We start from the raw sequence: 24,906 nt of genomic DNA on the forward strand, positions 1-24,906 counted from the left end.
GCAGCCGCCGAAAGCCGCAACGCTCTCCCATGATCTTTGCTGTTTCTTCCGCCGCGCCGCGCCTCGCGCGCCGCTTCCGTCTTTCGCTGATCCTCCTTTTGTCGCTGGCGCCCGCCGCGGCATTGGCCGATGCGCAGACGCTGAAGCCGCTCAAGGACGAGCTGTTCGCCTATCCGGGCATCCTGTCGGCCGAAAAGGGCGATATCTATCGCGTGGTCGACTATCGCGAGATGCGCGACATCAACGCGCGCGACACGGTGCCGGAACGGCGCGTGAAACCGCAATATACCTCGACCGGCGTGCGCGGCGTGCAGCAGGATCTGGCGCTGACGACCGACGTCGGCATCATCCGCCATGTCGCCGTCGGCAAGACCGAGGGCGCCGCCATCATCGTGCTTTACCTGCACGGGCAGGGCGGCAGCCGCAAGCAAGGGGTGGACGACTTCACCTTCGGCGGCAATTTCAACCGCATCAAGAACCTGATGGCCGACAATGGCGGTCTTTACCTGTCGCCCGACTTCAGCGATTTCGGCGACAAGGGCGCCGCGCAGGTGGCGGCATTGATCGGCCATTATGCCGAGCGGTCGCCCGGTGCGAAGATCTTCGTCGCCTGCGGTTCGATGGGCGGCGCACTATGCTGGAAACTCGCCGGCCGCGCCGATACCGGCAACCGCATCGACGGCCTGCTTTTGCTGGGTTCGTTGTGGGACGACAGCTTCTTTGCAAGCCCTGCCTTCAAGCGGCGCGTGCCGGTGTTTTTCGGCCAGGGCAGCAAGGACCCCGTTTTCCCCATCGAGAACCAGGAAGCCTTCTTCCGGTCTATTCTTGCCAAGTCAAAGGCTTACCCGACGCGTTTTGTGCGCTTCGAGACCGGCACGCATGGCACGCCGATCCGCATGACCGACTGGCGCGAAACGCTGAACTGGATGCTGTCGCGCAAATAAGGAGCCGGACGGCTCGACCGAGGCGGCTCTGAACGATCGATGGTTTTTGCTCAGGGCGCGGTGTTGTAGTCCAGCACGGTCTGCGGGTTGATCTCGCCGTCATAAGACGCGTCGACGTCATATTGCACGAGGCCGAAGACGCCGTTGCGGAACAGATAGGTGCCGGTCGAGGAAGCATCGCCGACGCCGCGCCACTTGTCGTGCGACACGATCGTGTGGGCGTTCTCGTCATAGTCGGCGTTGATCAACTGATCCGTCGTGCGGAGGCCGGTGATGCCGATATGCTCGACCTTGCCTTCGGTGTCGCCGTTCTCGTAGCGGATATCGAGTTCGGGCACGGCGAATTGCAGCTGGCTCACGCTCTGCCCGTCTTCAGAGACATAATAGACCGAGCTTTCGTTGTAGGCGGCCATCGAACAGAAGAAGCGGAACAACCGCACGGTCTTGTCCGGTTCGCTGTCGCTGGGCTTGTAGGTGATGGTGTGGTCGCTTGGTTCGCCGGTTTTCGCACCACCGCCAGGGGCTTCGGGATCGCATTGATCGCCATAGGAGGCGAGGAAGGCCTTTTTCGCCTTTTCCAGCACCGCGTCCTGTTTCGGCAGCGCCGGTCCTTCGCCGCAGCTGTCGGGCAGTGCGTTCTGGAGCTCTTTGTCGGACAGTTTCAGCGCGCCCTTCTCGATGCGGATCGGGCTGAAGGGCGGCGATTGAATCTGCGCGTTGACCTGGCGCAGCGTGTAGCAGCCGGCAAACACCTTGCCGTTGCCGGATTTGTCGACGGCGCGGATGGCGACGGGCAAGGTGTAGAAAATGCTGCCGGCCGCCCCCTCGCTTGCAGGCATACCGGTCGTCACCTCGACAGCCTCGGTGCTTTCATACCCCTTGGCGAAGGCGTCGAAATCCTTGGCGGGCTTGGTCTCGCCGAAATAGTCCCAGGCGCGCGCATATTCATGGCGGTTGATTGCATTGTAGAGCGAGCGCACCACATTGGCGGCGTCTGAACGATCGTCGAGATAGGGCGGCTCGGCGGCCATCGCGGCCTGACTGAGCGTTGCGAGGCCAAGGACTGCCGTCGCGGCGAAAAGGGGGCTTTTCATCGGGAATCTCCAGTCGACAGGGGCAGCATCCACATCGATTGAGGCAGGCGCGTGACGCCTGCGCGACACTTGAAGAATCGTGCGCGAAAGCGCTAGCTCTTTTAGCGGTCAAGAACGGAGCGGCCTATGGCGATATCCATGTACGATGCCTCGATTGCGGTGTTTTCAGCCAGGCTGAAGGCACTTGCCGGCGTGCTCAATGCCGCCGAGCAGAACGCTGTCGACCGCAAGATCGACCCGGACGTGTTCTTGCTCGCGCGCCTTGCGCCGGACATGTATCCGCTGACCCGCCAAGTGCAGATCGCGACGGATCACGCCAAGGGCGCGAGTTCCAGGCTGGCCGGGCGCGAGGCGCCGCGTTTCGAGGACGACGAGCAGAGCTTCGACGACCTGCACGCCCGCATCGGCCGCACGACCGATTACCTGGCGACTTTCTCGGCGCAGGACCTCGACGGGTCGGAGGAGAAGAATATCGAAATGAAGCTGGGTGGAAGGCAGATCGCCATGCCGGGCCTGCAATATCTGCTGCATTTCGCCATGCCCAACTTCTATTTCCACGTCACCACCGCCTACGACATCCTGCGTCACAACGGCGTGCCGCTGGGCAAGGTGACTTTCATCAGTGGCGGGCAGCGATCCTGAGGCCGACAGCCGGAATACCGGCTGCCGCATATTGGCTGACGGTGGTCAGCGAAGTGCCGGGCGGCGTGCGATGCGCGGAAAGTCGATCGGCCTGATACCGGTCTCGGCGCGATCGGTACGGCTCATCGCATAGATAAGCGCCAGCGATGCGCTGTAGCGCACCTGTTCCTGCGGCCGCGGGCGGGCGAACATCTCGGTGAAGAACCCCATGGTTCTCGGCTCCGGTTGGTCCTCCCGTCTCCTCATATAGGTGATTCATGACCGTTGTTGCAGTGCAGCATGGCCACGGAACGCTGTTTTATGTTGCATTGCACAATATGTCGCAGCGAGGAGGATAATCGGCGCGATGATGGGCTAGGATCGCCAGCGTTAAGCAACGCCAAAAAAACCCTTGCCGAAGGCATGCATTCTTAACTGGCCGGATGTATCGTCCGTGCAAAGCCCGGTTGGGCACGCATTGCTGGGAGGCTGACATCGCAACCGGGGCCAAGCGAGATTTCGCTTCGTTGCTCGACGATTTGTTCGTCGCCTCCGGCGAGGCGGAGGACGTCGCCGCGAAGCCGACCATTCCATTCGACTATCTGTCCGTTGTCGACGAGCTGCACTCCGGTCGCATCAAAGTGGCCGGCGAGGCCGCCGCCGCCGAATATCGCGAGAGCGGAGCCGATCTGGCGGCCGAGTTCGCGGCCTTGCTCGACCAGGCGCGGATCGCACTGGCCAACGAGCATCCCGAGCCGCAGGAAGTGCTGCCGCCGATCGACCCCGAGGCGATCGCCACCGAACTCGGCCTCGGCCGTGTCGCCAAGGCCGCCGACCTTGCCCGCCTGCGCCGCGAATTCGCCTTCGCCAATCATCCCGACCGGGTGGCGCCGCATCTGAGGCAACGGGCCATGATCCGCATGCAGGTGGCGAACATGCTGATCGACGACGCCCGGCAGAAGGCGCTGGCGGCGACACGCCGCCGCTAGTCCGTTCTTGCGCAAGGGTGGCGGCATGCGGGGCTTGGCCTCGACGTTTGCACCGCTTATGCTGGGTTTCCTCCCGCGCGCCTGCGCAACCAAGACCTTTCCCGATACGCTTCCTGGAGCCGATCATGCAAAAGCGCCGTCTCGGCCGGACCGATCTTCTTGTTTCGCAGATATGCCTCGGCTCGATGACCTGGGGACAGCAGAATACGGAGACGGAAGGGCACGCGCAGATGGATCTGGCCTTCGCGCGCGGCGTCAACTTCATCGATACGGCGGAGCTTTACCCGATCCCGCCAAAGGCGGAGACGCAGGGGCGCACCGAGACGATCATCGGCAATTGGATGAAGGCGCGTGGCAATCGCGACCGTGTGCTGTTGGCCACCAAGGTTGTCGGCCGCACCGCCAGCGACTGGTTTCGCGGCGGACGTCCTTCAAAACTCGTACGCGCCGACATTTTCGACGCCATCGACAAATCGCTCGCCAAGCTCGGCACCGACTATGTCGATCTCTACCAGATTCACTGGCCGGAACGCGATGTGCCCTGGGGTGCCAATCCGACCCGCGTTGGCGGCACGCCGCCACGTGCCGATTCCACCAGTGGCGACGAGACCCCGATCGTCGAGACGCTTGCCGTCTTTGACGAACTGGTGAAGGCCGGCAAGATCCGCCATTTCGGCCTGTCCAACGAGAGTTCCTGGGGGCTGATGCGTTTCATCACCGAGAGCGAAAAGGGGATAGGGCCTCGCGCCGTTTCCCTGCAGAACGCCTACAATCTCGTCAACCGCACCTTCGAGGTCAATCTCGCCGAAGCCTGTGCCCGCGAGGACGTGTCGCTGCTTGCCTATTCGCCGCTGGGGCAAGGCTATCTCACCGGCAAATACGACCATGGCGCGCGGCCGGCGGGTTCGCGCTCGCAGCTGTTCAACCGCGGCCAGCGCTATGAAACGCCGAACGCCGCCGAGGTGCTGCTCGAATACAGCGAGCTGGCGCGTTCTTTCGGCATGGAGCCGGCGCTGTTTGCCGGTGCCTATGTGGCGAGCCGGCCCTTCGTGGCGTCGAGCATCATCGGCGCCACCAGCCTGCCTCAGCTCGAGATCGCGCTTGCCGCCGCAGCCGTCGTGTGGACCGAGGACATGCAGTAGGCGGTCGATGCCGTGCATCAGCGGGTCGGCAATCCCTGTCCCTAGCCCGGTGGCCACGCGTGCTGCATCTAGGCACGGTCACAAACAGAGAGGACAGCATGGATTTTCCGATCGAGGCCGTGCGCGACGCGTTTCCGGCACTTTCCCTGACCGACAAGGGCCGCCGTCGCATCTATCTCGACAACCCGGCCGGAACCCAGGTGCCGAAATCCGTGGCGGATGCGGTGTCGCGTTGCCTTGTCGAAACCAACGCCAATCTCGGCGGCTTCTTCGAGACGACGCTGGCCGCCCAGAAGGTGGTGGATGATGCCCATGCCGCCATGGCCGATTTCGTAGGTGCTGCTTCGCCCGAGGAAATCATCATCGGCGCCAATATGACGACGCTGACCTACCATATGTCGCGCACGCTCGGCCGCGATTTCAAGCCCGGCGATGAGATCATCCTCACCCGCATGGACCACGAGGGCAACGTCTCGCCCTGGCTGCAACTGGCGGAAGACCGCGGCCTTGTCGTGCGCTGGCTGCCCTTCGACCAGCAGAGCTGGCAGGTCGAGGGAGCGGCCCTTGCAGCGCTTCTGAACGATCGCACGCGGCTGGTGGCGCTGAACTATGCCTCCAACCTCACCGGCTCGATCAACCGGGTGAAGGAACTGACGCGCATCGCCAAGCAGGCCGGCGCGCTGGTCTATGTCGATGCCGTGCAGTTCGCGCCGCATGGGCTTGTCGACGTCGCCGAAATCGGTTGCGATTTCCTGGCCTGCTCGGCCTACAAGTTCTTCGGCCCGCATATGGGCATCTTGTGGGGCAAGCGTTCGGTGATCGACGCACTGCAGCCTTATAAGTGCCGCTGCTCTTCAAACGGCCTGCCGGAGCGGTTCGAACTCGGAACGCCGCAGATCGAGCTGATGGCCGGCCTGACCGCCGCCGTCGGATATTTCGAAAAGCTGGGTGAGGCGACCGGCGAACACGGCACGCGGCGCCAGAAGATCGCCGCCGCCTTCAAGGCGGCCATTGCCTATGAGAACGTGCTGGCGCCGCGGCTGATCGACGGGCTTTCCGCCATAAAGGGTCTGACCATCCACGGCATCACCGAGCCTGCGCGGGTGAATGAGCGCGTGCCGACCGTTTCCTTCACGGTGGAAGGCATCGCGCCGGAAAGCATCGCCAGGCAAATGAACGCCGAAGGCATTTTCCTGTGGTCGGGCCACAACTACGCGTGGGAGATTGTCCACCAGCTCGGCATCCCGGCGGAGGAGGGTGTCGTGCGCATCGGCATCGCGCATTACAACACCGCCGCCGAGATCGACGAGACGCTGGAAAGCGCTGCCCGCATCATCGCCATGTTGCGGCAGCAGCGCTAACCTTCGCCATGGGCGGTTATCTTGCCGGGCGGTGGCTGTCGCCGAAGCCGGTGAGGAAGGCTGTCAGATTGGCACCGAGCGCGTCGCAGAGATAGCCTCCCTCCTGCACGATCACGGTCGGCAGGCCGAGCTTGCCGATCGCTTCGCCGATGCGCGCGAAGCCGGGTGTCGACACCGACAGTCCGCCGAATGGATCGCCCTCGAATGCGTCGAGGCCGAGCGCGACGACGAGCGCGTCCGGCGCGAAACCGCGGATGCGCCGGAACGCCGTGTTAAGCGTATCCAGAAACGCCTCGTCGCCCGATTTGCGCGGCAGTGGCAGGTTGAAATTATAGCCTAGCCCCGGACCTTCGCCGCGTTCGTCGGCGTGGCCCCAGAAGAAGGGGTAGAAGCGCACCGGGTCGGCATGGATCGAAACGGTCAGCACGTCCGGACGGGCATAGAAGATGCCTTGCGTGCCGTTGCCGTGGTGCAGATCGACATCGAGGATCGCCACGCGCGCCGCATCCCGGCGCAGCACCTGGGCGGCCACGGCCGAATTGTTGATAAAGCAGAAACCGCCGGCGACGTCGGCGAAGGCGTGATGGCCGGGCGGACGGCAAAGCGCATAGGCGGCGAGCTCGCCCGACAGGACGGCCTCGGCCGCCTCGACGGCGCTCCACGCGCTCCACAAGGCGCTGTCCCAGGTCTCGGCCGAGATCGGGCAGGCTGTGTCGGCCATGTGGTAGCCGGCCTGTCCGACCGCCGAGGCCGGATAGGAGCCGCCACGCGCGATGGGATGGATGTTGGGGATGACTTCGGCGGAAGCGCCCTCGATGCGCTGCCAGCGTTCGAAAATATGTTCGAGGAAATCGAGATATTCCGGCGTGTGCACCGCCGCCACCGGTCCAAGGCCATGGTTGCGCGGCCGCTCGATCGAACAGCCGGCGGCAATCGCGCCCGACTTCAGCCTTTCGACACGCTCCGGCTGTTCCGGATTTGGTTGTGGTGCGCCGCTGGACAGGAAGGCCTTGGGGGCGTGGCGTTTCTGCTCTGCGGCATAAAAGGCTTTCATCGCTCGTCCCCCAAATCCCCGGCTTCGGCGAAGGCGAAGAACGCATCGCCGATGATCCTGTGTACCTGATCGTCGTCCTGATGGGCGATGCCGATGCGCTCGTAGAACCGTTGCGCGCCGATATTGCCGGTGTCGACCGCCAGTTCCAGATAGACGCCACCCTCCTGCTTAACGAGCCGCGCCAGCTGCCGCAGCAGCTTTTCGCCGACCTTCATGCCGCGAAAATCCTTGCCGACAAAAAGGTCCTGAACAAAGGCGCCTGGCCGGCCTCTCCACGTGGAATAAATGGGGAAATACAGGCAGATGCCGGCGAATTCTGAATCAATTTCTGCGATCAGCACCTGGAAATGCGGCTTGGAGCCGAAACCGTCGCGGCGGATATCTTCCGGTGTCGATCGCATCTTGGGCAGCTCGCCGACCGTCTCGGCGATGCCGAGCAGCGCCGCATGGATGTTCTCAGCATCCTCGACCCGGCCGGGACGGATATGCACCCGGACATGCTTTGCGTCTTTGGTGGTCATCGCTAGAACGCCACCCGGTCACCGCCCTTGAGCGACAGCATCTGGCGCGCTTCGGCGGGGGTGGCCACTTCCAGCGACAGGCCCTCCAGGATGGCCCGGACGCGTTTGACCTGATCGGCATTGGATTTGGCCAGCGCGCGCCCGTCGTAAAGACTGTCCTCCAGCCCGACGCGGACATTGCCGCCCATCGCGGCCGCCATCGAAATCAGGGGCATCTGCTGGCGCCCGGCGGCCAGTACGGAGAATTTGTAGTCGCCGCCGAACAGTTTGTCGGCGATCCGCTTCATGTGAAGAAGGTTTTCCGGATCGGCGCCGATGCCACCGAGGATACCCAGCACGAACTGGATGAAGAGCGGACCCTGCACCAGCCCGCGATCGCGGAAATGCGCCAGCGAATAGAGGTGGCCGACATCGTAGCACTCGAACTCGAACCGCGTGCCGCAACCCTTGCCGAGTTTGTCGAGAATGGTCTCCATGTCGGCGAAGGTGTTCTTGAAAATGGTGTGGCGCGTTGCTTCCAGAAGCTTCGGCTCCCATTCGTGCTGCCAGTCGCGCGGCTTGTCCAGCATCGGGAACAGGCCGAAATTCATCGAGCCCATGTTGAGCGAGCACATTTCCGGCTCGGCCTTCAGCGGTGCCGCGAGGCGCTCGTCCAGGCTCATCAGCGAGGAGCCGCCGGTGGTGATGTTCACCACCGCGTCCGTCGCCTGCTTGATGCGCGGCAGGAACTGCGTGAACACGGCCGGATCGGCGGTCGGGCGGCCGTCCTGCGGGTCGCGGGCATGGAGGTGCAGGATCGAGGCGCCGGCCTCGGCCGCCGCTATGGCCTCGGCGGCGATCTGGTCGGGCGTCACCGGCAGATGCGGCGACATCGACGGTGTGTGCACCGAACCGGTGATGGCGCAGGTGATGATGACTTTACCGGATGCCATGACGATCCTCAGGAGTTGACGGGCAGGCCGAGTTCGCCGGCCAGTGCTTGCAGCGTATCGGCGAGCACGGCGACGATTTCGCCGATTTGCTCCGCGGTCACGATCAGCGGCGGGCAGACCATGAAATTGTCGCTCTCCGGTCCGCCGCGCACCCGGCGCGAATAGATGATCAGGCCGCGCTCGAAGGCGAGATCGATGAGACGCACATTGGCATTCCATTCGCGCGGCAGCGGCGTTTTGGCGACCGGATCGGCATAGAGTTCGGCGCCGAGAAGCAGGCCCTTGCCGCGCACGTCGGCGACGAAGGGAAAGCGTTGGGTCAGTGCTTCCAACTCGCCTTTCAAGACAGCGCCCATGGCCGTTGCATTGTCGATGAGGCCAAGCCGGTCGATCTCGCCAAGCACGGCAAGCCCCGCAGCGGTGGCGACCGGGTTGCCGCCATAGGTATGGCCGTGCAGGAAGCCGCCCATTTCGAGCACCGGGCCGACCACTTTTTCGGTCGCGGCGACCGCGCCGAGCGGCGCGTAGCCGGAAGACAGGCCCTTGGAGAGGGCGACGATGTCTGGCCGGCAATTCCAGTGATCGCCGCCCAGGAATTTTCCGGTGCGGCCGATGCCGGTCATCACCTCGTCGTGGATCAAGAGGATGCCGTGGCGGTCGCAGATCTCGCGAATGCGCGCGAAATAGCTGTCCGGAGGCACAAGCGCTGCGCTGGCCGCTCCGCCGATCGGCTCCATGATGAAAGCGAGCACGCTGTCGGCGCCTTCTTCGACGATCTTCTGCTCCAGCATGTCGGCGTAGCGCAGCCCGCGTTCCTCCAGCGAAAGGTTGTCGCGGTCGCGGTGCACGAAGGGGGCTGGCACCAGCGGCATGGCCTTGCCTATCGGCGTGAAGGCCGGCGTCAGCACCTCGTCGCCGGTGACGCCGAGCGAGCCGACTGTGATGCCGTGATAGGACGGCATGCGGCCGATGATCTTCCAGCGCTCGGGCTGACCCGTTGCCACCGCCCATTGCCTGGCGAGTTTCAGGCAGGCTTCCACCGCCTCGGAGCCGCCGGAGACGTAATAGATGCGATCCAGTCCCTCCGGCAGCCGCGCCGCCAGTTCGCGAGCCAGCGCCAGCGCCGGCTCGCTTTCGAAATGGATGGTGTAGGCGAAGGAGACACGGTCCATCTGCCGCCGCATCGCCTCGATCGCTGCGCGGTTGCCGTGGCCGATATTGACGTTCACCGCGCCGCTGGAGCCATCGATGTAGCGGCGCCCGGTCTTGTCCCACAGATAAATGCCGTCGGCGCGGTCCACCGTCGGGCGCGGCAGCCGGGTGAAATGGAAGAGATTGGGTTTTGTCACGGCGGTATCGGTCATGAAGTCTGTTTTCCGAGGAAGCGATCGAGGACATTGGCGGTAACCCGCTCGACCATGGGGTCTTGCCGCAGCAGGCCGGCGACCCACTCGCAGCTGCCGGCGTGGAAGACCTCGCCCTTGCCGCGCGGGAAGGAGACGATCATGCCGTTCGCGCGCTTGATCTTGTCGAGATTGGCGTCGCTCGCCTCGCCAAACAGGGTTTCGGCGCTGAAGCGGCCGTCCTCGTCGCCAAGGAACTGATCTTGCGCCGCGATATCCGCGCTTTCCTCGACCTGCGACGCCATGCCGACGGCGAGGATTTGCAGGCCGTCCGGCGCGCCGCTGTCAGCCACGGGGTAGGGCAGGCCTCCCCGGATTTCATGCTCCAGCCCATCCACCTCGTAGCCGAAGACATGGCTGTCGGCGCCGAGCAGGTCGCCATAATAGAGCCCGGTGCCAGCGAAGGCCCAATGTTCGGGCCGATAAATCGGAAAGCCGCGCGCGCCGCGCGGCGCGCAGCCGCCCCAGCCGGCATAAAGGCCACGCGTGGCGTTCAGCCCGAAGGTCTCGGCCCCGGGCCGGCCGATCTCGGGCGCTTCCCAGGAATTGGTGGCGCGGCGGACGTCGCCGCTCGTATAGGCCGGGTCCTCGGCGCGGGCGCGGTATTTGTAGCAGACCTGCCGCCGGCCCTCGTCTTCCAGCCGCGTCTGCCACATGAAGTTGCCGGCAAACCGCGCTGCATGACCGCCGCGCTCGACATAGGCGTCGACCGCGTCGCGCATCTCCCAGGTCCAGTACTCGTCGTGGCCGACGAAGACGGCGCAGTCATAGCCTTCGAGGATTTCGGGCGAGAAATGCAGGTCGTGCTGGCTGGCGAGGTCGATCGAATGGCCGGCGCGTTCGGTGAAACGGAAGAAATGGCTGTCGTAGCTGGCCCAGCCGGCCGAGGTGTATTTCTTCGAATGGCCGGTGGCGTAGGCCCATTCCATATGTGGATAGCGCGGCACCGTCTTTGGCGGCATCGAGACACCGTGTGGCACGCGCGGAGCTTGCGGCGGTAGCACGACGAAGCCGCGGCACCAGGGGCGTTCGGTCGACACGACAGGCGAATACTGGTTGCGGTTCGGGCCGGTGATGCCTTCGTAGTGGTTGGAGCCGCCCCAGGTGTTGTAGGCCAGCCAGGTTCCGGTCGCCGCAACCTGCAGGATGCGGCCGCTTCGATTGCCGGGCAGCGGCGCGACGATGATGAGGTGATGGTAACGGATCGGCTGGCCGTCCTTGCCTTCGGCGGTCAGCGTCAGCCGGTAGGCGCCGGAAGGCCAATCGGTGCCGGTCGTGAATTCGAACGTCGTTTCCCAGCCGCAGCCTTCCACCGAACATTGTTCCGGTGTCTCTTGCCAGCGGCAGGCGATGTTATCGCGCTCGAACACTCTGGTTTCGATGCCACCGTCGCGAACGATCTCGATCGAGAAATGCTGTGCCGTCGCGCTGACCTGCAGCCGCACGGTCTCGCCCGGTCGATAGGAAAAGCGGTCCGAATAGGCCCAGATTTCGCCGCGCGCGCCATCCATTCCGGGTTTCTCGTAATAGTGGCTGCGCACGGCGGCATGGCGTTGCTGCGCTGTCAGGCCGAAATCCGGAAATAGCGAGGATGACTGGTTCATGGGGTCCGGCGGGAAATTTCTGCGGCCATTTCGATCATCGTCTTGCCGGGCGTCAAATGGAAAGCATCAGGCCAGCCGGCTACCCTTGGCCTTGGTGCGCAAACCGACTATCCAGAAAGCACGAGGGAACGCCAAGGGAGCGGTCATGCTGCGGATACAAAAGGTCAAGGTCGACGACATCTATGTGCCGACCGCGCGGCGCAAGACGCTGCATCCCGAGACCGTCCGCCACCTTGCCGAGGATATTCTGGAGAATGGCATGAAGACGCCGATCCAGGTACGCCATGATGGCAAGCGCCATGTCCTGGTCGAGGGATTGCACCGGCTGGAAGCGGCGAAATGGCTGGGCGAGGCAACCATCGACGCCTATCTGGTTCAGGCCAAGAAGCACTAGGTCCTGACCCTGGCGCTTTCACTGGCGCCCTGAAGCCTTTGAAAAGAATCCCGTTTTCAAATTGAGGAAAAATATCCTGGCCGGCGGTGTCGGATCGACCTCGCGCGCTTCGTCCTAGGTGCGAACGTCAACATTCGCACCCATCAGGAAGGGAAACACCGTGACCACCAAACTCGACATCGCTCCGTCTTCGGAAAACGAACTGGTCCTCGCCCGCATCATCGATGCGCCGCGCGACGCTGTCTATCGCTGCTGGACCGACCCGAAGCTGGTCACCCAATGGTTCGCGCCGAAACCGTGGACGACACCGCGCGCGGAGATGGATGTCCGTCCCGGTGGCGCCTCGCTGGTCGTCATGGCCGGTCCGGACGGCGCAGAGTTTCCCAATCCGGGCCAGTATCTGGAGGTCGTTCCCGGCCGCAAGCTGGTTTTCACCGATGCCTTCACCGGCGATTGGCAGCCGTCGGCGAAGCCGTTCATGGCCGTGGTGCTGACCTTCGAGGATGAAGGCGCGGGCAAGACCCGTTACATCGCTCGCGTCCGGCACTGGAACGCGGCCGACCGCGACCAGCATGTGGAGATGGGTTTCGAGGGTGGTTGGGGCATCTGCGCCGACCAGCTCGAGGCACTCGCCAGGACGCTTTGATCGACGGCGCGAATAGACCGCATCACGGCTTTTCATTTGACGGCACGGGGCAGGGCGCTACCGTGCCGCTTCTCTTTTTCAGCGAGCCTGACATGACCATGAAATACCAGGGCGGATGCCTTTGCGGTGCCGTTCGTTATTCCGCCGAGGGCGAGCCGATCAATCAGCGGGTCTGCCATTGCCGCCTTTGCCAGAAGGCGATCGGCGCCGCCTTCAATGCGCGCCTGCTGTTTCGCATCGACGCCGTCGCGGTCGAAGGGCCGCTGGCCATGGTCAATTCCTCGTCGGAGATCAGGCGTGGTTTCTGTCCGCATTGCGGCACGACCATGTTTTCGCGGCGCGATGCCGCCGGCGTCATGGGCGTGACATCGGGGTCGCTCGACGATCCGGCGGCGTTCAAACCCGAGATGCATATCTACACCGCCTCGAAGCAGGCATGGCTGACGATTAACGACGGCCTGCCGCAATTCGAAGGCGCGCCGCCTCCTGCATAGAGCCGGCTTTCGGCGTTCAAGCGGTCGCTCGCGCAAGTGTGAAATGGATCGCTTACGCCGCCGTATTTTTCCTGCAAATTCCTCGAAATAGCCGGCGAAACATCATTGGGGTGCCATGTTTGGCGCCCTATCTATGCATGGCGGGCGGCCTTCGATGAGGCGAGACATGAGCGAGCGCAGTGAGACACTGGACGAGCTGTTGGGCGACCAGATCGTGCAACTCGTGATGGAACGGGACGGCTGGCGGCCGGAAGATGTGCGCCTGCTGTTCGAGCGAGCGCGCCAACGATCGGCGGCCACGCCGTTGGTGCTGGCGCCGCACGTAATCGCCAAGACCTGTCGGCCGCGCTGGTTGGGCGGTTGAGGTCAGACCGGCGTGCACGTCATCCCGTTGCGCTGCGCGTTGGCGACGCAGTCAGCCCGGTTTGTATATCCTTGCGAAGACGCGCCGACGATGCGGCCGTTCGATGACGTGCGGCGCCAGCGCCAGCCGTCATTGCCCATGTAGATTTCCCAGCTATCCCCGTTACGATCCGTGCAGCTCGACATGGCTCTGTCCTCTTGGTTGAGCGGACAGAGTTAGGGTGATTCCGGGTGACGCCACCACGAATTGGTTGCATCTCTAGGTTGTTGAATTGACCATCTTAAATTGTGATGGCCTCTAGTCGCGGTGGCCAAGTCTGGATTTAAACTCGGCCCCGCAGGCTTGCCGCGGGGCCGGTTTGTATCAATGGCAACTGCCGCAGCAGCTGGTAGCGACCTTCTCGTTGCCGTAGCCAGCCTTCGAGATCGCAGCCGAAATCGCGCTCTCATCGCTGGCGCCTTCCACCGAGACGATCGACGCCGCCAGATCGATCGTGACCCTGGCTTGCGGATCGACGCTTTTCACCGCCTTCTCCACCGTGCTCGCGCAGTGGCCGCAGGTCATATCCGATACTTTCAGGTTGATCATCACAACATTCCTTTCATGGTCGACAGCAGGGACGGTGAGGTTGTGGGGCTTGCCATCGTTGGAAGGTCAAGCGCAGCGCGAAGAAATTTGCCGACGATGTCGCTTTGCCCATTTTCCGATGAGGCTAGGAAGATAGTCGCTTGACCTTCCAGTTACTGGAAACCTTATCTGCTCCTGCAACGACCCAAGGAAGTTGCACGAACATGATCCTCCCCGCCCCATTCACGCCTGCCGGCAGCGGTTTTGCTCTGTCCTCAGACGGGAGGGCCAGCCGATGAACATTGGAGACGCAGCCGCCGCGTCCGGCGTGTCGGCGAAGATGATCCGCTACTATGAAGAGGTCGGCCTGATCGCCAGCCCCGAGCGTACCGGGGCCGGCTACCGGGTCTATTCGCCCGATGACATCCATATGCTCCGTTTCGTCCGCCGGGCGCGCGATCTCGGCTTTTCGGTCGAGCAGATGACCAGTCTGCTGGCGTTGTGGAGCGACCGCTCGCGTGCCAGCGGCGACGTCAAGCGTATCGCCTTGGCACATGTCTCCGAACTGGAGCGCAAGATGCGCGAACTCCGCGCCATGTCGAATGCGCTGCGCCATCTGGCCAAAACCTGCCACGGCGATACGCAAGCCAGCTGCCCGATTATCGAGGAGCTTTCGAGCGGCCATGAGGCGGCTCCACCGAAGCCGAAGCGCAGCACAATGCGACGCCGAAGCGACGCCTATTGAAGCGCTCCGGCAATCCCGCGACCAGACTGTCTACAAGACCCAACAAGGAGAAAATCATGCATCGGCGCACTTTCCTGACCGCCAGCCTTGCCGTGCTGGCCACCGGTGGCCACGCGCTCGCGCAGATGGAGGGGCATGACATGAACGCCATGCCGGGCATGGGCGGTCATGAGGGGCACAACATGGCGGCCGAACCCGCCACGCCGGCGGCGGAGCTGGCGCTGAAGGAAGGCGAGCCGCTGCGCGACCTGCCGAGGCTCGCCAACCAGGCGACGGAAGCTGGCCGTTTTCGCGCCAGCCTGACGGCGGGACTGGCGAAAGCCAACTTCGTTGAAGGTCTGGACACGCCCATCCTCGCCTACAACGGTACGAGCCCCGGTCCGCTGATCGAGGCTTTCGAGGGCGACCGCGTCGAGATCGACTTCGACAACGCCATTCCGGGCGAGGAAAGCACCATCCACTGGCATGGCATGCCGGTGCCGGCCGACCAGGACGGCAATCCGATGGACCCGGTCGCAGCGGGCGCCAAGCGCGTCTATGCATTCGACCTGCCGGCCGACAGCGCCGGCCCCTATTGGTATCACCCGCATCCGCACGGCAAGACGGCCGAGCAGGTGTATCGCGGCCTCGCCGGCGTCTTCCTGGTCAAGCCGAAAACCGATCCCGTGCCGGCCGCCTATAGCGACACCGTGCTTTTCTTCACCGATCTGCGCCTTGGCGAAGATGGCGCGATGCCCGAGAGCTCGATGGTCGACCTGATGAACGGACGCGTCGGCGACCACGTCCTGGTCAACGGCCAGAAGAGCCCCACGCTCGCCGTCGGGCTCGGCACCAAGCGGCGCTTCCGCCTGTTCAATGCCACCAATGCGCGCTTCCTGAGATTGTCCTTCGGCAATGCCGCGATGACGGTGATTGGCTCCGACGGCGGACTTCTGGAAGCGCCGGTCACCGTCGACGAGGTTCTGTTGGCGCCTGCCGAGCGTGTCGAACTGGTCGTCGCCTTCGACAAGCCGGGCGTGGTGCAACTGGCCACGCTCGACTATGACCGTGGTTGGATGGGGCCGGGCCGGCCGGACGATGCGGGGCTGACGCTGCTGACGGTCAATGTTTCGGAGACACCGGCCGAACCTGCGCCACCGCTGCCGCAGAAGCTGCGCAGCATCGCGGCGCGGGGGACGTCGGCGGTGCGTCGTCGCTTCGTCTTCACCGAGAAGATGGGCATGGGCGCCGGCGGCATGGAAATGGGGTTCTTCATCAATGACGCCGCTTTCGATATGAACCGCGTCGACGTCGTCGCCAAGGCTGGCGAGACCGAACTGTGGGAAATCGTCAACAAGGCCGACATGGATCATCCCTTCCACGTGCACGGAACCCAGTTCCAGGTGATCGAGAATGAGCGCGACGGCAAGGTAACGCCGGCTCCTCATCGGGCCTGGAAGGACACGGTCAATGTCGCCCGCGGCGAGACGGTGAGGCTGTTGCTGAAGCAGGAGCGCCCGGGCCTGCGCATGTATCATTGCCACATCCTGGAGCATGAGCAACTTGGCATGATGGGCGTGGTCGATGTGCGAGCCTAGGCCGTCGACGATGGCCGGCCGATGCCGGTAGTCCGGTAGCGCATGGAAGATCTCGTCGCCTATGGCGCGCTGTTCGCCAGCGCCTTCCTGGCCGCGACGCTCCTGCCAGCGTCGTCGGAACTGGTTCTGGTCGGGCTGCTTGCCGCCGGTCGCGGCGATCCCGCCGGTTTGCTGATCGTGGCGACGGTCGGCAACACGGCGGGCTCGGTGGTGAACTGGGCGATAGGTCGCGGCATCGAGGCATTGCGGGGCAGCCGCTGGTTTCCGGTCTCGGCGGAAAACTATGAGCAGGCCGGCCGCGTCTTTCGGCGTTATGGCTTATGGACGCTACCCTTTGCCTGGTTGCCGATCATCGGCGATGCGTTGACCGTGGTCGCGGGTGCCGCGCGCGTCGGCATCTGGCGTTTCGTTGCGCTGGTGGGGATAGGCAAGGCGGCGCGTTATGCCGCCATCGTTGCCGGCCAGTCCTGGGTGATGGGTTAGAGCGCTGCCCGGCTCGACAGGCTCGGCTTGATCTGGACGCCAGTCACGAGCTGCCGGCGAATATTTGCTCAAGGCGGGCGGGAGTGCTGCCGGTGAGGCGCCTTGTTTCGCGCACCAGATGCGCCTGGTCGGCATAACCGGCTTCGGCCGCCAGGGCCGCCGTCGAGGCACGTGAATTTTGCGACAGGCGTCGGAAGCGCTGATAGCGCAGGATGCGGTCGAGCGTCTTCGGACCGTAGCCGAAACTCTCGTCGAAACGACGCCTCAGCGTGCGCTCGCTCAATGCCAGGGCGCGTGCCAGCCAGGGGATGAGCGGCGCGCCCTCGGGCGGCCCGGCATCGATCAGCCGGTGGGCGGCCTGCATGGTGCGGTCGGCGGCCTCGCTCCGGGCATGTCCCGCAATGGCGCTTTCCAAGGAGGCGATCAGTTCGGCGAGGTTCGGCTGCTGGCGGATCGATGCGCCGAGCAGCTTTCCCTTTCGACCAAGCACGGTCTCGATCGCCAGCCGCTGCCCGAGCAGTTCGGCAGCGTCCACGCCAAGCCAGGCGGCAGCCGCGGCCGGCTGGAAGCGGAAGCCGATGACAGCGACGCCCGCAGCTATCGCTTCGGTCTGCGGCTCCTTGTCGGGTCCGGCAATGCGGAACCGCCCGTCGATCCACTGCAGGTCGATCGTGCCGTCCGGCGTCACCACTATCGGCGGCGCTCCTGCCTCCGACATCTGGTGAACCCAGACGGCGGAGAACCAGTCGCGCAGGAACGGCGCGACCGGACGCTCGTGGTAATGGCCGGTCGCCTGGGCGGGCACCGCCTGCATGATCTGTTCTCCCTGGGCAAAAACGCGTCTTGCAAACAGGGTAGGGTCGGCTGTCGGTCCGTTCAAGCCGCTCCGGCACGCGGGCTGCAACATTGGCCGAAATGTTCAAGCAATCCGAACTACGGTCAGGCAAACAGATGTCGATGTTGCCCGGCGCCGATAGCCGTAGGCAAGCGAGGACAGGAAAGGCCAAGACCATGAAACCCAGGATCAGCGTGATCACCGTCGGCGTCGACGATCTGGAGACGTCGCTGAAATTCTATCGCGATGGCCTTGGCCTGCCGACCGAAGGCATCATCGGCACCGAATTCGAACATGGCGCGGTCGCTTTCTTCGATCTGCAGCAGGGCGTGAAATTCGCCATCTTCGCGCGCGCCGACATCGCGCATGACGCCGGCATAACCAGGACCGGCCGCAGCCCGACCGAGTTTACGCTCGGTCACAACGTAGCCAGCCAGGGGGAAGTGGATGCCGTCATGCAACGGGCGATCGCCGCCGGCGCGCGGATCGTGAAGCCGGCGCAGAAAACGTTCTGGGGCGGCTATGCCGGCTATTTCCAGGACCCCGACGATCATCTGTGGGAAGTCGTCTACAATCCGGCCTTCCTGCCGCCGCAGGAATGAGACCGCTCCTGCAGCTTGCCTGCGCCAAAAAAGAGGGCCCTTCGTGGGGAAGGGCCCGAGAACAGGCATACGGGTGAATGGGCCTGTAGCCTCTGTTTTCTAGCTTGCCTCCAGGGCATCGAGCCGGTCCAGCGCCGTGGCCAGGCCCTTCAGGGAGATGGAAAGCGCGACATCCTGCTTGGTGTCGTGTGTCGCCGCGGTCACCTTGAGCGCGGTGCCGCCGCGCAGCATCGAGACGGCGGCCTCGTCGAAGTTCAACGACACCAGGCAGCCAGCCGGCAGGCAGGTCGTGAAGTTTTGCAGGGCCAGCGCCGGTTGTTCGTCGATCTGCAGCGTCACTCCACCTTGCAGCGACAATCCGAAGGGCAGGACGAGCAGGCCGGGCACCGCCTGGTCGGCTTGCTTGCGCAATTCGATGGCCAGCACGCGCTGACCGTCCTGGCGCTGCTGCTGCTGGGTGATGGTGCAGCTTCTGGTGTCGTTCACCACCCGGCAACCGACGGTCCAGTCCTGATAGGTCTCGTTGAGCGAGGTGGCGCCGCCGGGCAGTTGCGGCGCCTGCGCCAGCACCGTCGTCGACAGTGCGCCGGCGCTGATCATGGTCATCAATCTGAGCAAGGCCATGATCAGAACCTCACGCCGAGATTGGCCTTGATGCCGTGGTCCTGGGCATTGCTCGCCAATTGACCGTGATAGGCAAAGCCCAGCGTGGCCTTCGCCGTCAGGTCGAGGTCGAGCGCGGCCTCGATGATCGCGGAATCGCGGCCGAGCGGCGCGCCGTAGATGGCGAAGGGCTGCGAGCCGGCAAAAGCCTGCACCGAGGCCGGCGTGACGTCGCCGAAGGCATGACGCCATCCCAGCGTGCCGCGTGCCGTGGCACCCATGCCGGCCAGCACGAAATCGGTCGAGGCGCGCAACCCGAGCGTGGTGTAGCTGACGCTCGTCGTCTGGCTCTTCGCCGTCACCGCCGAAATGCCGCCGGTCTCAGCGAAGCTGTCCGTGCGCAGGCTGACATGGGCAAGCGCTGCGAAAGGCTCGAAGGAGGCGACCGCCGTATCGATACGGTAGCCGGCTTCGCCGAAGGCCTGGAAGGTGCCGGCGTCGTAGTCACCCTTCAGCTGCTCCGACAGGCCGCCGAAGGCGACGCGGCGCGCCGTCTCGATGTCGTGCCAGGCATAGGCGAGGCCACCGCGCAAGGCCACGCGGCCCCATTTCGCGCCGGCATAGATGCCAAGATGGGCATTGTCGCTCGAACCCGACGAAGCGCGTTCCTCGATCGAGAAGTTCGACTGGGTGTAGCCGGCCAGGACGCCAAGCCGCACCGCCTCGCTGACGAGCGCGTCGCCGCCGAACAAAACACCGCCGATCGAATGTTCGAGCTTGGCGGCATTGCCGTCGCCGTCGACATTGGCCCAGCTGCCGAAGGCATTGCCCCACACCGCGAAGCGGTCGGTGCTGGCCGCGTCGAATTGGCCGCCTTCCGGCCCATAGGACATCACCGGCATCGCCGCTGCTCCAACGCCTTCGAAAGCGGCGCGGATGCGGTCGTTGACGGCGGTGCGGACATGGATCGAATCGTCGATCAGCGCGGTCTTGGCCGAGGCATGGATCTCGCCGGAAAGGCGGTCGAAGGCGGCGCGCGCGTCGGTCTGGCTGAGCAGCGCGACATGGCCGACCAGCCGGCTGTCGCCAGCCATCCGGTCGAGCGCGGTGGCGACCGCGATCTGGTTGCGGGTCTTGCCGGCATCGGCGAATTTCACCGCGTTGCGGGTCAGTTGCAGCGTCAGGTCGTTGCCGTCGCCGCCCACATAGTTCAGCGAATGGCTGAGGAAGGCCAGCGGGTTGAGCACGCTGGCGAACTGGCCGGCGATGGCGTTCTGGCCGTTGTTCTGGATCAGCGTGTAGGGACCGGTGACGCTATTCCATTCCGACAGCGGCGCCGAGCTCATCAGAAGATCCAGCGTGGCACCGCCGATGTCGACATTGCCGCCGACGATCAGTTTGTCGGCAGTCGTAGGGGTGATGTCCACCTGCAGCGTACCACGGTTGGTGTAGTTGCCGGTCACCGTCTGGGTGCTGACGGAATTGCCGGGGCCGTGCATGGCGCCCGCCTCGACATTGGCCGTGGCCAGCGTGCCGGTGCCCGACAACCTGCCGCCGCTGCGCACCGTGGTCTGCCCGCCGAGCTTGCCGTCCACCGTGAGTTCGCCCGACGACACGCTTGTCGTGCCGTTGAAGGCCGAGCTGTCGGCGCTCAGGATGACGCGCGCATTGTTCTGCCCGGCGACGTCGAATGCGCCGCTGCCGGAAAGCACGCCCTGATAGGCGGCCGACGCGGCTTGCTGGAATTGCAGCATGCCTTCGCCACCGATCTCGACATCGCCGCGCAACTGGCCGGCCTGCGAGACGAGCACGCCTTGTCCCACCTCCCAGTCGGTCGTGCTGCCGGCGGCGAGCTTCAGCGTGCCGCTGCCGTCCTTCACGGTGCGGCCGGTGCCTTCGATGACCCCGGCGAAAGTGGCGTCCTCATGCTGGAGGAAGGTGACGCCGGCATTGTTGAGGAGGTTGTTGCGGATGCTGTCGACATCGCCGACCAGCCAGCCATTGCGCACGATGGTGTCGCCGGCATAGCTGTTGACGCCGTCGAGGACCAGCGTGCCGAGATCGTCCTTCACCAGCCCGCCGCTGCCAATGAGGTTGGAGCTGATACGGGAGGTCATCTGCGTGCCGTTCTCGGTGCCGTCGCCGACGCGGATCAGCGTCTGCGGCGCCGAAAGCGTCAGGCTGCCGCCGGTGACGGTGTAGCCGTCCGTGGCGAACTGCATGCCAGTGACGGTGACGGGCGCGCCGCTGCTGTCGACGCTGACCACGCCGCCCTCGGTCTGGAACACGGCGAAGCGGCCGCCCCAGGCGTCGTTGGCGTCGCCATTGACGCGCGTCCAGTTGGTGGTGGTGTTGTTCCAGGTGCCGGTGCCGCCGCCGATGCGGCCGTCGGCCGTGGTGCCGCCGCCGTCCCAGAACTGCGTTTCGGGAACCTCGCCGGGGCCGGGATCGTCGCCGGCCACCACGATGTTGACCTCGTTGGCGATTGCGGTCTGGACCGAGATGTTGGTGCGCGGGATGCCGGGCGGCGAGCCGACGATTTCGAGGCCGTTGTCGGTCAGCCCGCCTTCATAATCGAACAGCCGGTAGATGCCGCGGCCGAAGCCGCCGGCATCCGTGATCGTCAGCGCGCCGTCCAGCGTGAGGTTACCGCCCACGTTGAACAGGGCGCTGGTGCTGGGTGCGCCGAGCGCGACGTCGATGTAGGAATCGTCGTTTAGCATCATGTCGCCGGTTACGGTGAGGCGGTCGCCCGCGCGGCCCTTCAGCACGCCGCCGCCATCGATCGTCACGTCACCGTCAACGGTTCCGCGGCCGGTCAGCGTGGCATCGGCTTGAACGGTCACTGACTCGTTGACGCGTAAGCGCCCGTCGACCCGCAGCGTGCCGCCGTTGACCTCGACTAAGTCAACATCTGAATCCGCGCTGGTCAGGACCAACGTGCCACTGCCGGTTTTTTGGAAACCATAGTCGCCGTTGCCCGATGTAATATCCCCGCCGAGCGTGGCCGAATGATTGTTCGCGACCTCGATCTCGAAGCCGATGTCATCGATTATGATGTAGTTGTCCAGGCGAACGCCATCGGCGAGGGTGAGGCGCGTGTCTTCGTCGGTAAAAAGGGTGCTGGTACCCAGCGCGTCTGTTGCGCGCACAGAGAGGCCGCCCTGCTGCAGGTAGAAAGCGCTGTCAAATGTGCTGGCTTGCGTCAGCGTGAGCGTCCCCTGGCCGGTTTTGAAAAATCTACCGAGCCCTGTGATGTTTCCATCAAAGGTCATGCTGCTGTCGTCCATACCAACCCAGAAAGCGGCATTCGTGCCGACATCGACGGTTCCTCTCCCGGCCAGATGGCCGATGGCTTCGTCTTCTCGAACACGCAATGTCGCGAGCCGCGAAATATGAACTTCCGACATGTTGTTGATGGTGCCCGAACCTGGTTGGGCGGACCCGACTACGAGGTCGCCTTCCTCGACCAGCACCCGGCCAGAGCCAAGGTGCTGGCCTTGCAATCGGAGCCAGCCCCCGCCGACCTTGCGTATGTCGGCATCACCGCTGATGTCGCCACGCAACGTGCCGCTTACTACGACCGCTGCGCCGAGGTTAACGGGTTGTGAACTGTCCAGATACAGGTTGTTGTTGAGAATGATACCATTACTGAGCCAGAGCGAGGCGGTATTGGTGGCGGTCGACAGCATGGATATTGTGCCGGTCCCAAGCGCATTCGAGTGAGCGGCATAGACCTGCGCGCCGATGATCGACGTGCCACCGGAATAGCTGTTGTTGCCGCGCACATCAACGTAACCGCTTCCGCGGATATCCAACGCGACAACGCCGGTGTCGTCCGAAATTGTGCTTGCGAGGTTAAGCGATGGCGACCCTGCCGCTGTCATGATCGTCAATGACGCGATGGTGCCTGCGGTGCTGTTGAGGATTTTCGAGTTTCCAGTTCCGCTAAAATCGCGTACCGCGAGAGATGAACCCGATAGATCCAATGTGCCGCCAAATAAAGATAGGTTCAACCGCCCCGAGCTGAGCGCGTCTCTCGCTAATTGATTGCCAATGGAAAGAATTCCAGCATTTAAGTATAGATTTGATTTCTGGCTATCTGTTTTCAGGTCTGACGGTGAAAAAATTACCTTCCCATCCGGAATTGTCGTGTTGCCAATTATTAGTGTTTTTGGGCCTCCGGATTGAAAATCCACTGTCCCGGAAAATGTAGCCGTGACATTGCTTGTGGCCCACATGGCCTGGGCCGTATTTCCACTGTTGAGCACAATCGCATCGTTGTGGGGGCCGGGTGTGTTGTAGACGATTGGCGCAGCACCCGCCGGCGTCGCCAGCACCGTCCCGGCCGCCACCAGCGCGGTGGCCGACAGAAGCAGGCGTTTGGTCATCGGAAGCCGCCGTGCCGGCGAGGGGACCAGATGTGTCATGAAATGTGCTCTCTGTTCGAATAGGGGTGGGGGAACAGCCGTTGCGGGCCGTCATTCGGTCCGGGTCAGCACGACCTCGCGCAGGCGCCCTTCCAGCGGCCGCACCACGTCGACGAAGGGTTCGCCCTCGGCGCGCATGGCCAGCATCTTGTCGAATTCCTCGTCGAGGGAGGCGATGGCCTCTTCCTTTTGGACGTCGTTGAGCTGGCTGAGCCGCCGGATGCCGGTCTTCAGGTCGCCGAACACGCCATGGAGTTCGGCCTCGCTCACCACCGCCAGGAAGCCGCGCATCGTCTCGCCGACCGCCGCCTTCCAGCTCTCGGCGGTGAAGCCGGCCGTGGTGATCAGCCGCGAGCCCTCGGCGTCGCGCTCGAACCATTCGGCGACGATTTCCTCGTCATAGGCGAAGGGTCCGAGCTGCGGCTGCAGCGCTTCAATGAGATCGACGACGCTGGCAGCCTCGCTGCTGGTCAGCGCCGTCGCCGGGCTCGACGCCAACGTCACCCCGGCACAAAATACAGCAGCCAGAATGTGTCGCGTCGCCCGAAGCAGTTTGGTGAGGCCGCCGGTGGTGCGCTGCCAGGGGCGCACGGCCTCGGTCACCCGCAACGCCGCCTGCGTCTCGTGTGGCCTCCTCGTTGGATGGCCGCTCCCCGCCAGGAGCCGTGCACCCAGAACATCGATCCGTTTCAAAATCCGCCCCCTTCGACCGCTTCCTAGAAGTTGCGGCGACGCACCCTCGAGAACCGCTCTCTGCACCGCCGGTCGAACGTCTACGCCGGGGAAACTGGCGCCGTCTTGGGCGAGGGCGAACGACCTATGCAGGAAACGAACAAAGCGCGACGATTGTGGCCGGTGACGAAAATTGAAGCATATTCAGTCGGTTGGTCGGCGGCGGGCGTCGCCGCTCCCTCCGGTCGGGCGCGACCGGGACGAGGGCGGCGGCGCGGCCCGCGTTAGCCGGCCAGCAGCCTGGCGCGCACTTCGGACGGCGTCAGCTCGAAGCGGCGCCGAAACGCACGGTTGAAGGACGAGATGTCCGAGAAGCCGGCGTCATAGGCGATCGTGGCGATGGTGGTTGAGACGAGATCGCGTTCGTGCAGCAGCCGGTATGCCAGGTCCAGCCTGCTTCCGCGCACGAAGTCGGAAAAGGTGGTGCCCTCGCTTTCGAACAGGCGCTGGATGTAGCGCGGCGTCACGCCCTGGCGCCGCGCCACGGCATCGATGTGCAGCCCCGGATCATGCAGCCGCTCAAGAATGTCCTGCTTGATAAGCTTCAGCCGCGCCGCCGCGATGCCCTTGTCCTTGCGCTTGCCGCCGCCGCGCGCAAAGCCGTCGAGCACCAGTGCGGTGAGATCGAAGATGTGGCGCGTCATCACCTCGCGCGCCCTGTCGCTTGCCGGCGGGTCGCGCCGGCGTATGGTGGCGAATATCCGTTTCAAAAGTCCGTCCCCCTTCAACCGCATCTCGGAAATGGCGGCGGTGCGTCCTCTAGGCATGG

At 64.2% G+C, this 24,906-nt stretch carries 28 protein-coding genes and 1 pseudogene; 14 read left to right on the top strand and 15 right to left on the bottom strand.

Features of this window, described 5'->3' with window-relative positions; all coding sequences use genetic code 11:
- Positions 1 to 29 precede the first annotated feature (29 nt).
- Positions 30 to 944, top strand: a complete 915-nt coding sequence (locus tag AB4136_RS10220; protein ID WP_024923747.1) for an alpha/beta hydrolase family protein — start codon at positions 30 to 32, stop codon at positions 942 to 944.
- Between the two features lie 50 nt (positions 945 to 994).
- On the opposite strand, the gene AB4136_RS10225 is transcribed toward AB4136_RS10220, so the two are convergent.
- Positions 995 to 2,038, bottom strand: a complete 1,044-nt coding sequence (locus tag AB4136_RS10225; RefSeq protein ID WP_024923746.1) for a DUF1176 domain-containing protein — start codon at positions 2,036 to 2,038, stop codon at positions 995 to 997.
- A 126-nt stretch (positions 2,039 to 2,164) separates the two neighbouring features.
- Here AB4136_RS10225 and AB4136_RS10230 point away from each other — a divergent pair, with 126 nt between their 5' ends.
- The gene (locus AB4136_RS10230) at positions 2,165 to 2,680 is read left to right on the top strand and encodes a DUF1993 domain-containing protein (RefSeq protein ID WP_024923745.1); all 516 of its coding nucleotides are present in this window, start codon (positions 2,165 to 2,167) and stop codon (positions 2,678 to 2,680) included.
- A gap of 45 nt (positions 2,681 to 2,725) precedes the next feature.
- Here AB4136_RS10230 and AB4136_RS10235 read toward each other — a convergent pair whose 3' ends face one another.
- Entirely contained in the window at positions 2,726 to 2,890 is a 165-nt protein-coding gene (locus AB4136_RS10235) for a hypothetical protein (protein ID WP_162835319.1), read from the bottom strand.
- Between the two features lie 296 nt (positions 2,891 to 3,186).
- On the opposite strand from AB4136_RS10235, the gene AB4136_RS10240 reads away from it, so the two are divergent.
- The 3 genes from AB4136_RS10240 to AB4136_RS10250 all read left to right on the top strand — a co-directional run bounded on the left by AB4136_RS10240 (position 3,187) and on the right by AB4136_RS10250 (position 6,151).
- Complete coding sequence (locus AB4136_RS10240) at positions 3,187 to 3,648, top strand: hypothetical protein (protein WP_081766862.1); 462 nt, start codon at positions 3,187 to 3,189, stop codon at positions 3,646 to 3,648.
- Positions 3,649 to 3,773: 125 nt separating this feature from the next.
- The gene (locus AB4136_RS10245) at positions 3,774 to 4,790 is read left to right on the top strand and encodes an aldo/keto reductase (RefSeq protein WP_137900438.1); all 1,017 of its coding nucleotides are present in this window, start codon (positions 3,774 to 3,776) and stop codon (positions 4,788 to 4,790) included.
- Positions 4,791 to 4,888: 98 nt separating this feature from the next.
- Positions 4,889 to 6,151, top strand: coding sequence for a cysteine desulfurase-like protein (locus tag AB4136_RS10250; protein ID WP_024923742.1), 1,263 nt, complete (start codon positions 4,889 to 4,891; stop codon positions 6,149 to 6,151).
- Between the two features lie 16 nt (positions 6,152 to 6,167).
- On the opposite strand, the gene AB4136_RS10255 is transcribed toward AB4136_RS10250, so the two are convergent.
- From AB4136_RS10255 to AB4136_RS10275, 5 genes are read right to left on the bottom strand one after another with little or no spacing between them, the layout of a single operon-like run.
- On the bottom strand, positions 6,168 to 7,205 hold the full coding sequence (locus AB4136_RS10255; protein ID WP_024923741.1) for a histone deacetylase family protein: 1,038 nt from the start codon (positions 7,203 to 7,205) through the stop codon (positions 6,168 to 6,170).
- Positions 7,202 to 7,726, bottom strand: a complete 525-nt coding sequence (locus AB4136_RS10260; RefSeq protein WP_024923740.1) for a GNAT family N-acetyltransferase — start codon at positions 7,724 to 7,726, stop codon at positions 7,202 to 7,204. Before AB4136_RS10260 ends, AB4136_RS10255 begins: the two co-directional genes overlap by 4 nt.
- 2 nt (positions 7,727 to 7,728) lie before the next feature.
- Positions 7,729 to 8,658 carry a 3-keto-5-aminohexanoate cleavage protein gene (locus AB4136_RS10265; RefSeq protein ID WP_137900439.1) on the bottom strand — a complete coding sequence of 310 codons (930 nt, stop codon included), beginning with the start codon at positions 8,656 to 8,658 and terminating at the stop codon, positions 7,729 to 7,731.
- 8 nt (positions 8,659 to 8,666) lie between these two features.
- Positions 8,667 to 10,022 (bottom strand): aminotransferase family protein, encoded by a 1,356-nt coding sequence (locus AB4136_RS10270; protein WP_024923738.1) that lies wholly within the window; start codon positions 10,020 to 10,022, stop codon positions 8,667 to 8,669.
- Positions 10,019 to 11,665 (bottom strand): N,N-dimethylformamidase beta subunit family domain-containing protein, encoded by a 1,647-nt coding sequence (locus AB4136_RS10275; protein ID WP_024923737.1) that lies wholly within the window; start codon positions 11,663 to 11,665, stop codon positions 10,019 to 10,021. The genes AB4136_RS10270 and AB4136_RS10275 overlap by 4 nt, the downstream gene beginning before the upstream one ends.
- 145 nt (positions 11,666 to 11,810) lie before the next feature.
- Between AB4136_RS10275 and AB4136_RS10280 the strand changes: the two genes are divergently transcribed.
- The 4 genes from AB4136_RS10280 to AB4136_RS10295 all read left to right on the top strand — a co-directional run bounded on the left by AB4136_RS10280 (position 11,811) and on the right by AB4136_RS10295 (position 13,563).
- Positions 11,811 to 12,059, top strand: coding sequence for a ParB N-terminal domain-containing protein (locus AB4136_RS10280; protein ID WP_024923736.1), 249 nt, complete (start codon positions 11,811 to 11,813; stop codon positions 12,057 to 12,059).
- Between the two features lie 160 nt (positions 12,060 to 12,219).
- Positions 12,220 to 12,705 (top strand): SRPBCC family protein, encoded by a 486-nt coding sequence (locus AB4136_RS10285; protein ID WP_024923735.1) that lies wholly within the window; start codon positions 12,220 to 12,222, stop codon positions 12,703 to 12,705.
- A 98-nt stretch (positions 12,706 to 12,803) separates the two neighbouring features.
- The gene (locus AB4136_RS10290; RefSeq protein WP_204367408.1) at positions 12,804 to 13,199 is read left to right on the top strand and encodes a GFA family protein; all 396 of its coding nucleotides are present in this window, start codon (positions 12,804 to 12,806) and stop codon (positions 13,197 to 13,199) included.
- Positions 13,200 to 13,365: 166 nt separating this feature from the next.
- Positions 13,366 to 13,563 (top strand): hypothetical protein, encoded by a 198-nt coding sequence (locus AB4136_RS10295; protein WP_024923733.1) that lies wholly within the window; start codon positions 13,366 to 13,368, stop codon positions 13,561 to 13,563.
- Positions 13,564 to 13,565: 2 nt separating this feature from the next.
- Here the strand turns inward: AB4136_RS10295 and AB4136_RS10300 are convergent, their stop codons facing one another.
- Positions 13,566 to 13,748, bottom strand: a complete 183-nt coding sequence (locus AB4136_RS10300) for a YegP family protein (protein ID WP_024923732.1) — start codon at positions 13,746 to 13,748, stop codon at positions 13,566 to 13,568.
- 178 nt (positions 13,749 to 13,926) lie between these two features.
- Entirely contained in the window at positions 13,927 to 14,151 is a 225-nt protein-coding gene (locus AB4136_RS10305; protein ID WP_024923731.1) for a heavy-metal-associated domain-containing protein, read from the bottom strand.
- 274 nt (positions 14,152 to 14,425) lie between these two features.
- Here AB4136_RS10305 and cueR point away from each other — a divergent pair, with 274 nt between their 5' ends.
- From cueR to AB4136_RS10320, 3 genes are read left to right on the top strand one after another with little or no spacing between them, the layout of a single operon-like run.
- On the top strand, positions 14,426 to 14,875 hold the full coding sequence (gene cueR / locus AB4136_RS10310) for a Cu(I)-responsive transcriptional regulator (protein WP_065998106.1): 450 nt from the start codon (positions 14,426 to 14,428) through the stop codon (positions 14,873 to 14,875).
- A 56-nt stretch (positions 14,876 to 14,931) separates the two neighbouring features.
- Complete coding sequence (locus AB4136_RS10315; protein ID WP_024923730.1) at positions 14,932 to 16,452, top strand: multicopper oxidase family protein; 1,521 nt, start codon at positions 14,932 to 14,934, stop codon at positions 16,450 to 16,452.
- A 42-nt stretch (positions 16,453 to 16,494) separates the two neighbouring features.
- Positions 16,495 to 16,935, top strand: coding sequence for a YqaA family protein (locus tag AB4136_RS10320; protein WP_024923729.1), 441 nt, complete (start codon positions 16,495 to 16,497; stop codon positions 16,933 to 16,935).
- A gap of 43 nt (positions 16,936 to 16,978) precedes the next feature.
- On the opposite strand, the gene AB4136_RS10325 is transcribed toward AB4136_RS10320, so the two are convergent.
- On the bottom strand, positions 16,979 to 17,749 hold the full coding sequence (locus AB4136_RS10325; RefSeq protein ID WP_024923728.1) for a helix-turn-helix domain-containing protein: 771 nt from the start codon (positions 17,747 to 17,749) through the stop codon (positions 16,979 to 16,981).
- A 197-nt stretch (positions 17,750 to 17,946) separates the two neighbouring features.
- Between AB4136_RS10325 and AB4136_RS10330 the strand changes: the two genes are divergently transcribed.
- Positions 17,947 to 18,372 carry a VOC family protein gene (locus tag AB4136_RS10330; protein ID WP_024923727.1) on the top strand — a complete coding sequence of 142 codons (426 nt, stop codon included), beginning with the start codon at positions 17,947 to 17,949 and terminating at the stop codon, positions 18,370 to 18,372.
- A 99-nt stretch (positions 18,373 to 18,471) separates the two neighbouring features.
- On the opposite strand, the gene AB4136_RS10335 is transcribed toward AB4136_RS10330, so the two are convergent.
- From AB4136_RS10335 to AB4136_RS10345, 3 genes and pseudogenes are all read right to left on the bottom strand, one after another.
- A complete protein-coding gene (locus AB4136_RS10335) occupies positions 18,472 to 18,996 on the bottom strand; it encodes an invasion associated locus B family protein (RefSeq protein WP_024923726.1) in 525 nt (174 codons plus the stop codon).
- 2 nt (positions 18,997 to 18,998) lie between these two features.
- Positions 18,999 to 21,821, bottom strand: coding sequence for an autotransporter outer membrane beta-barrel domain-containing protein (locus AB4136_RS10340; RefSeq protein ID WP_441931237.1), 2,823 nt, complete (start codon positions 21,819 to 21,821; stop codon positions 18,999 to 19,001).
- 39 nt (positions 21,822 to 21,860) lie between these two features.
- Positions 21,861 to 22,046: pseudogene (locus AB4136_RS10345) on the bottom strand (hypothetical protein); the annotation flags it as partial.
- Between AB4136_RS10345 and AB4136_RS10350 the strand changes: the two are divergent.
- Positions 21,987 to 22,586 (top strand): hypothetical protein, encoded by a 600-nt coding sequence (locus AB4136_RS10350; RefSeq protein ID WP_161773073.1) that lies wholly within the window; start codon positions 21,987 to 21,989, stop codon positions 22,584 to 22,586. The pseudogene AB4136_RS10345 and the gene AB4136_RS10350 overlap by 60 nt on opposite strands.
- A gap of 870 nt (positions 22,587 to 23,456) precedes the next feature.
- On the opposite strand, the gene AB4136_RS10355 is transcribed toward AB4136_RS10350, so the two are convergent.
- Together AB4136_RS10355 and AB4136_RS10360 are read right to left on the bottom strand one after the other, a co-directional pair.
- Positions 23,457 to 24,098, bottom strand: coding sequence for a hypothetical protein (locus AB4136_RS10355; RefSeq protein ID WP_244431205.1), 642 nt, complete (start codon positions 24,096 to 24,098; stop codon positions 23,457 to 23,459).
- A 263-nt stretch (positions 24,099 to 24,361) separates the two neighbouring features.
- Positions 24,362 to 24,904 (bottom strand): helix-turn-helix transcriptional regulator, encoded by a 543-nt coding sequence (locus AB4136_RS10360; RefSeq protein WP_081769993.1) that lies wholly within the window; start codon positions 24,902 to 24,904, stop codon positions 24,362 to 24,364.
- Positions 24,905 to 24,906: the final 2 nt, after the last annotated feature.

It is taken from the genome of Mesorhizobium sp. 2RAF21 (genome assembly GCF_052115345.1).
Classification (GTDB): Bacteria; Pseudomonadota; Alphaproteobacteria; order Rhizobiales; family Rhizobiaceae; genus Mesorhizobium; species Mesorhizobium terrae.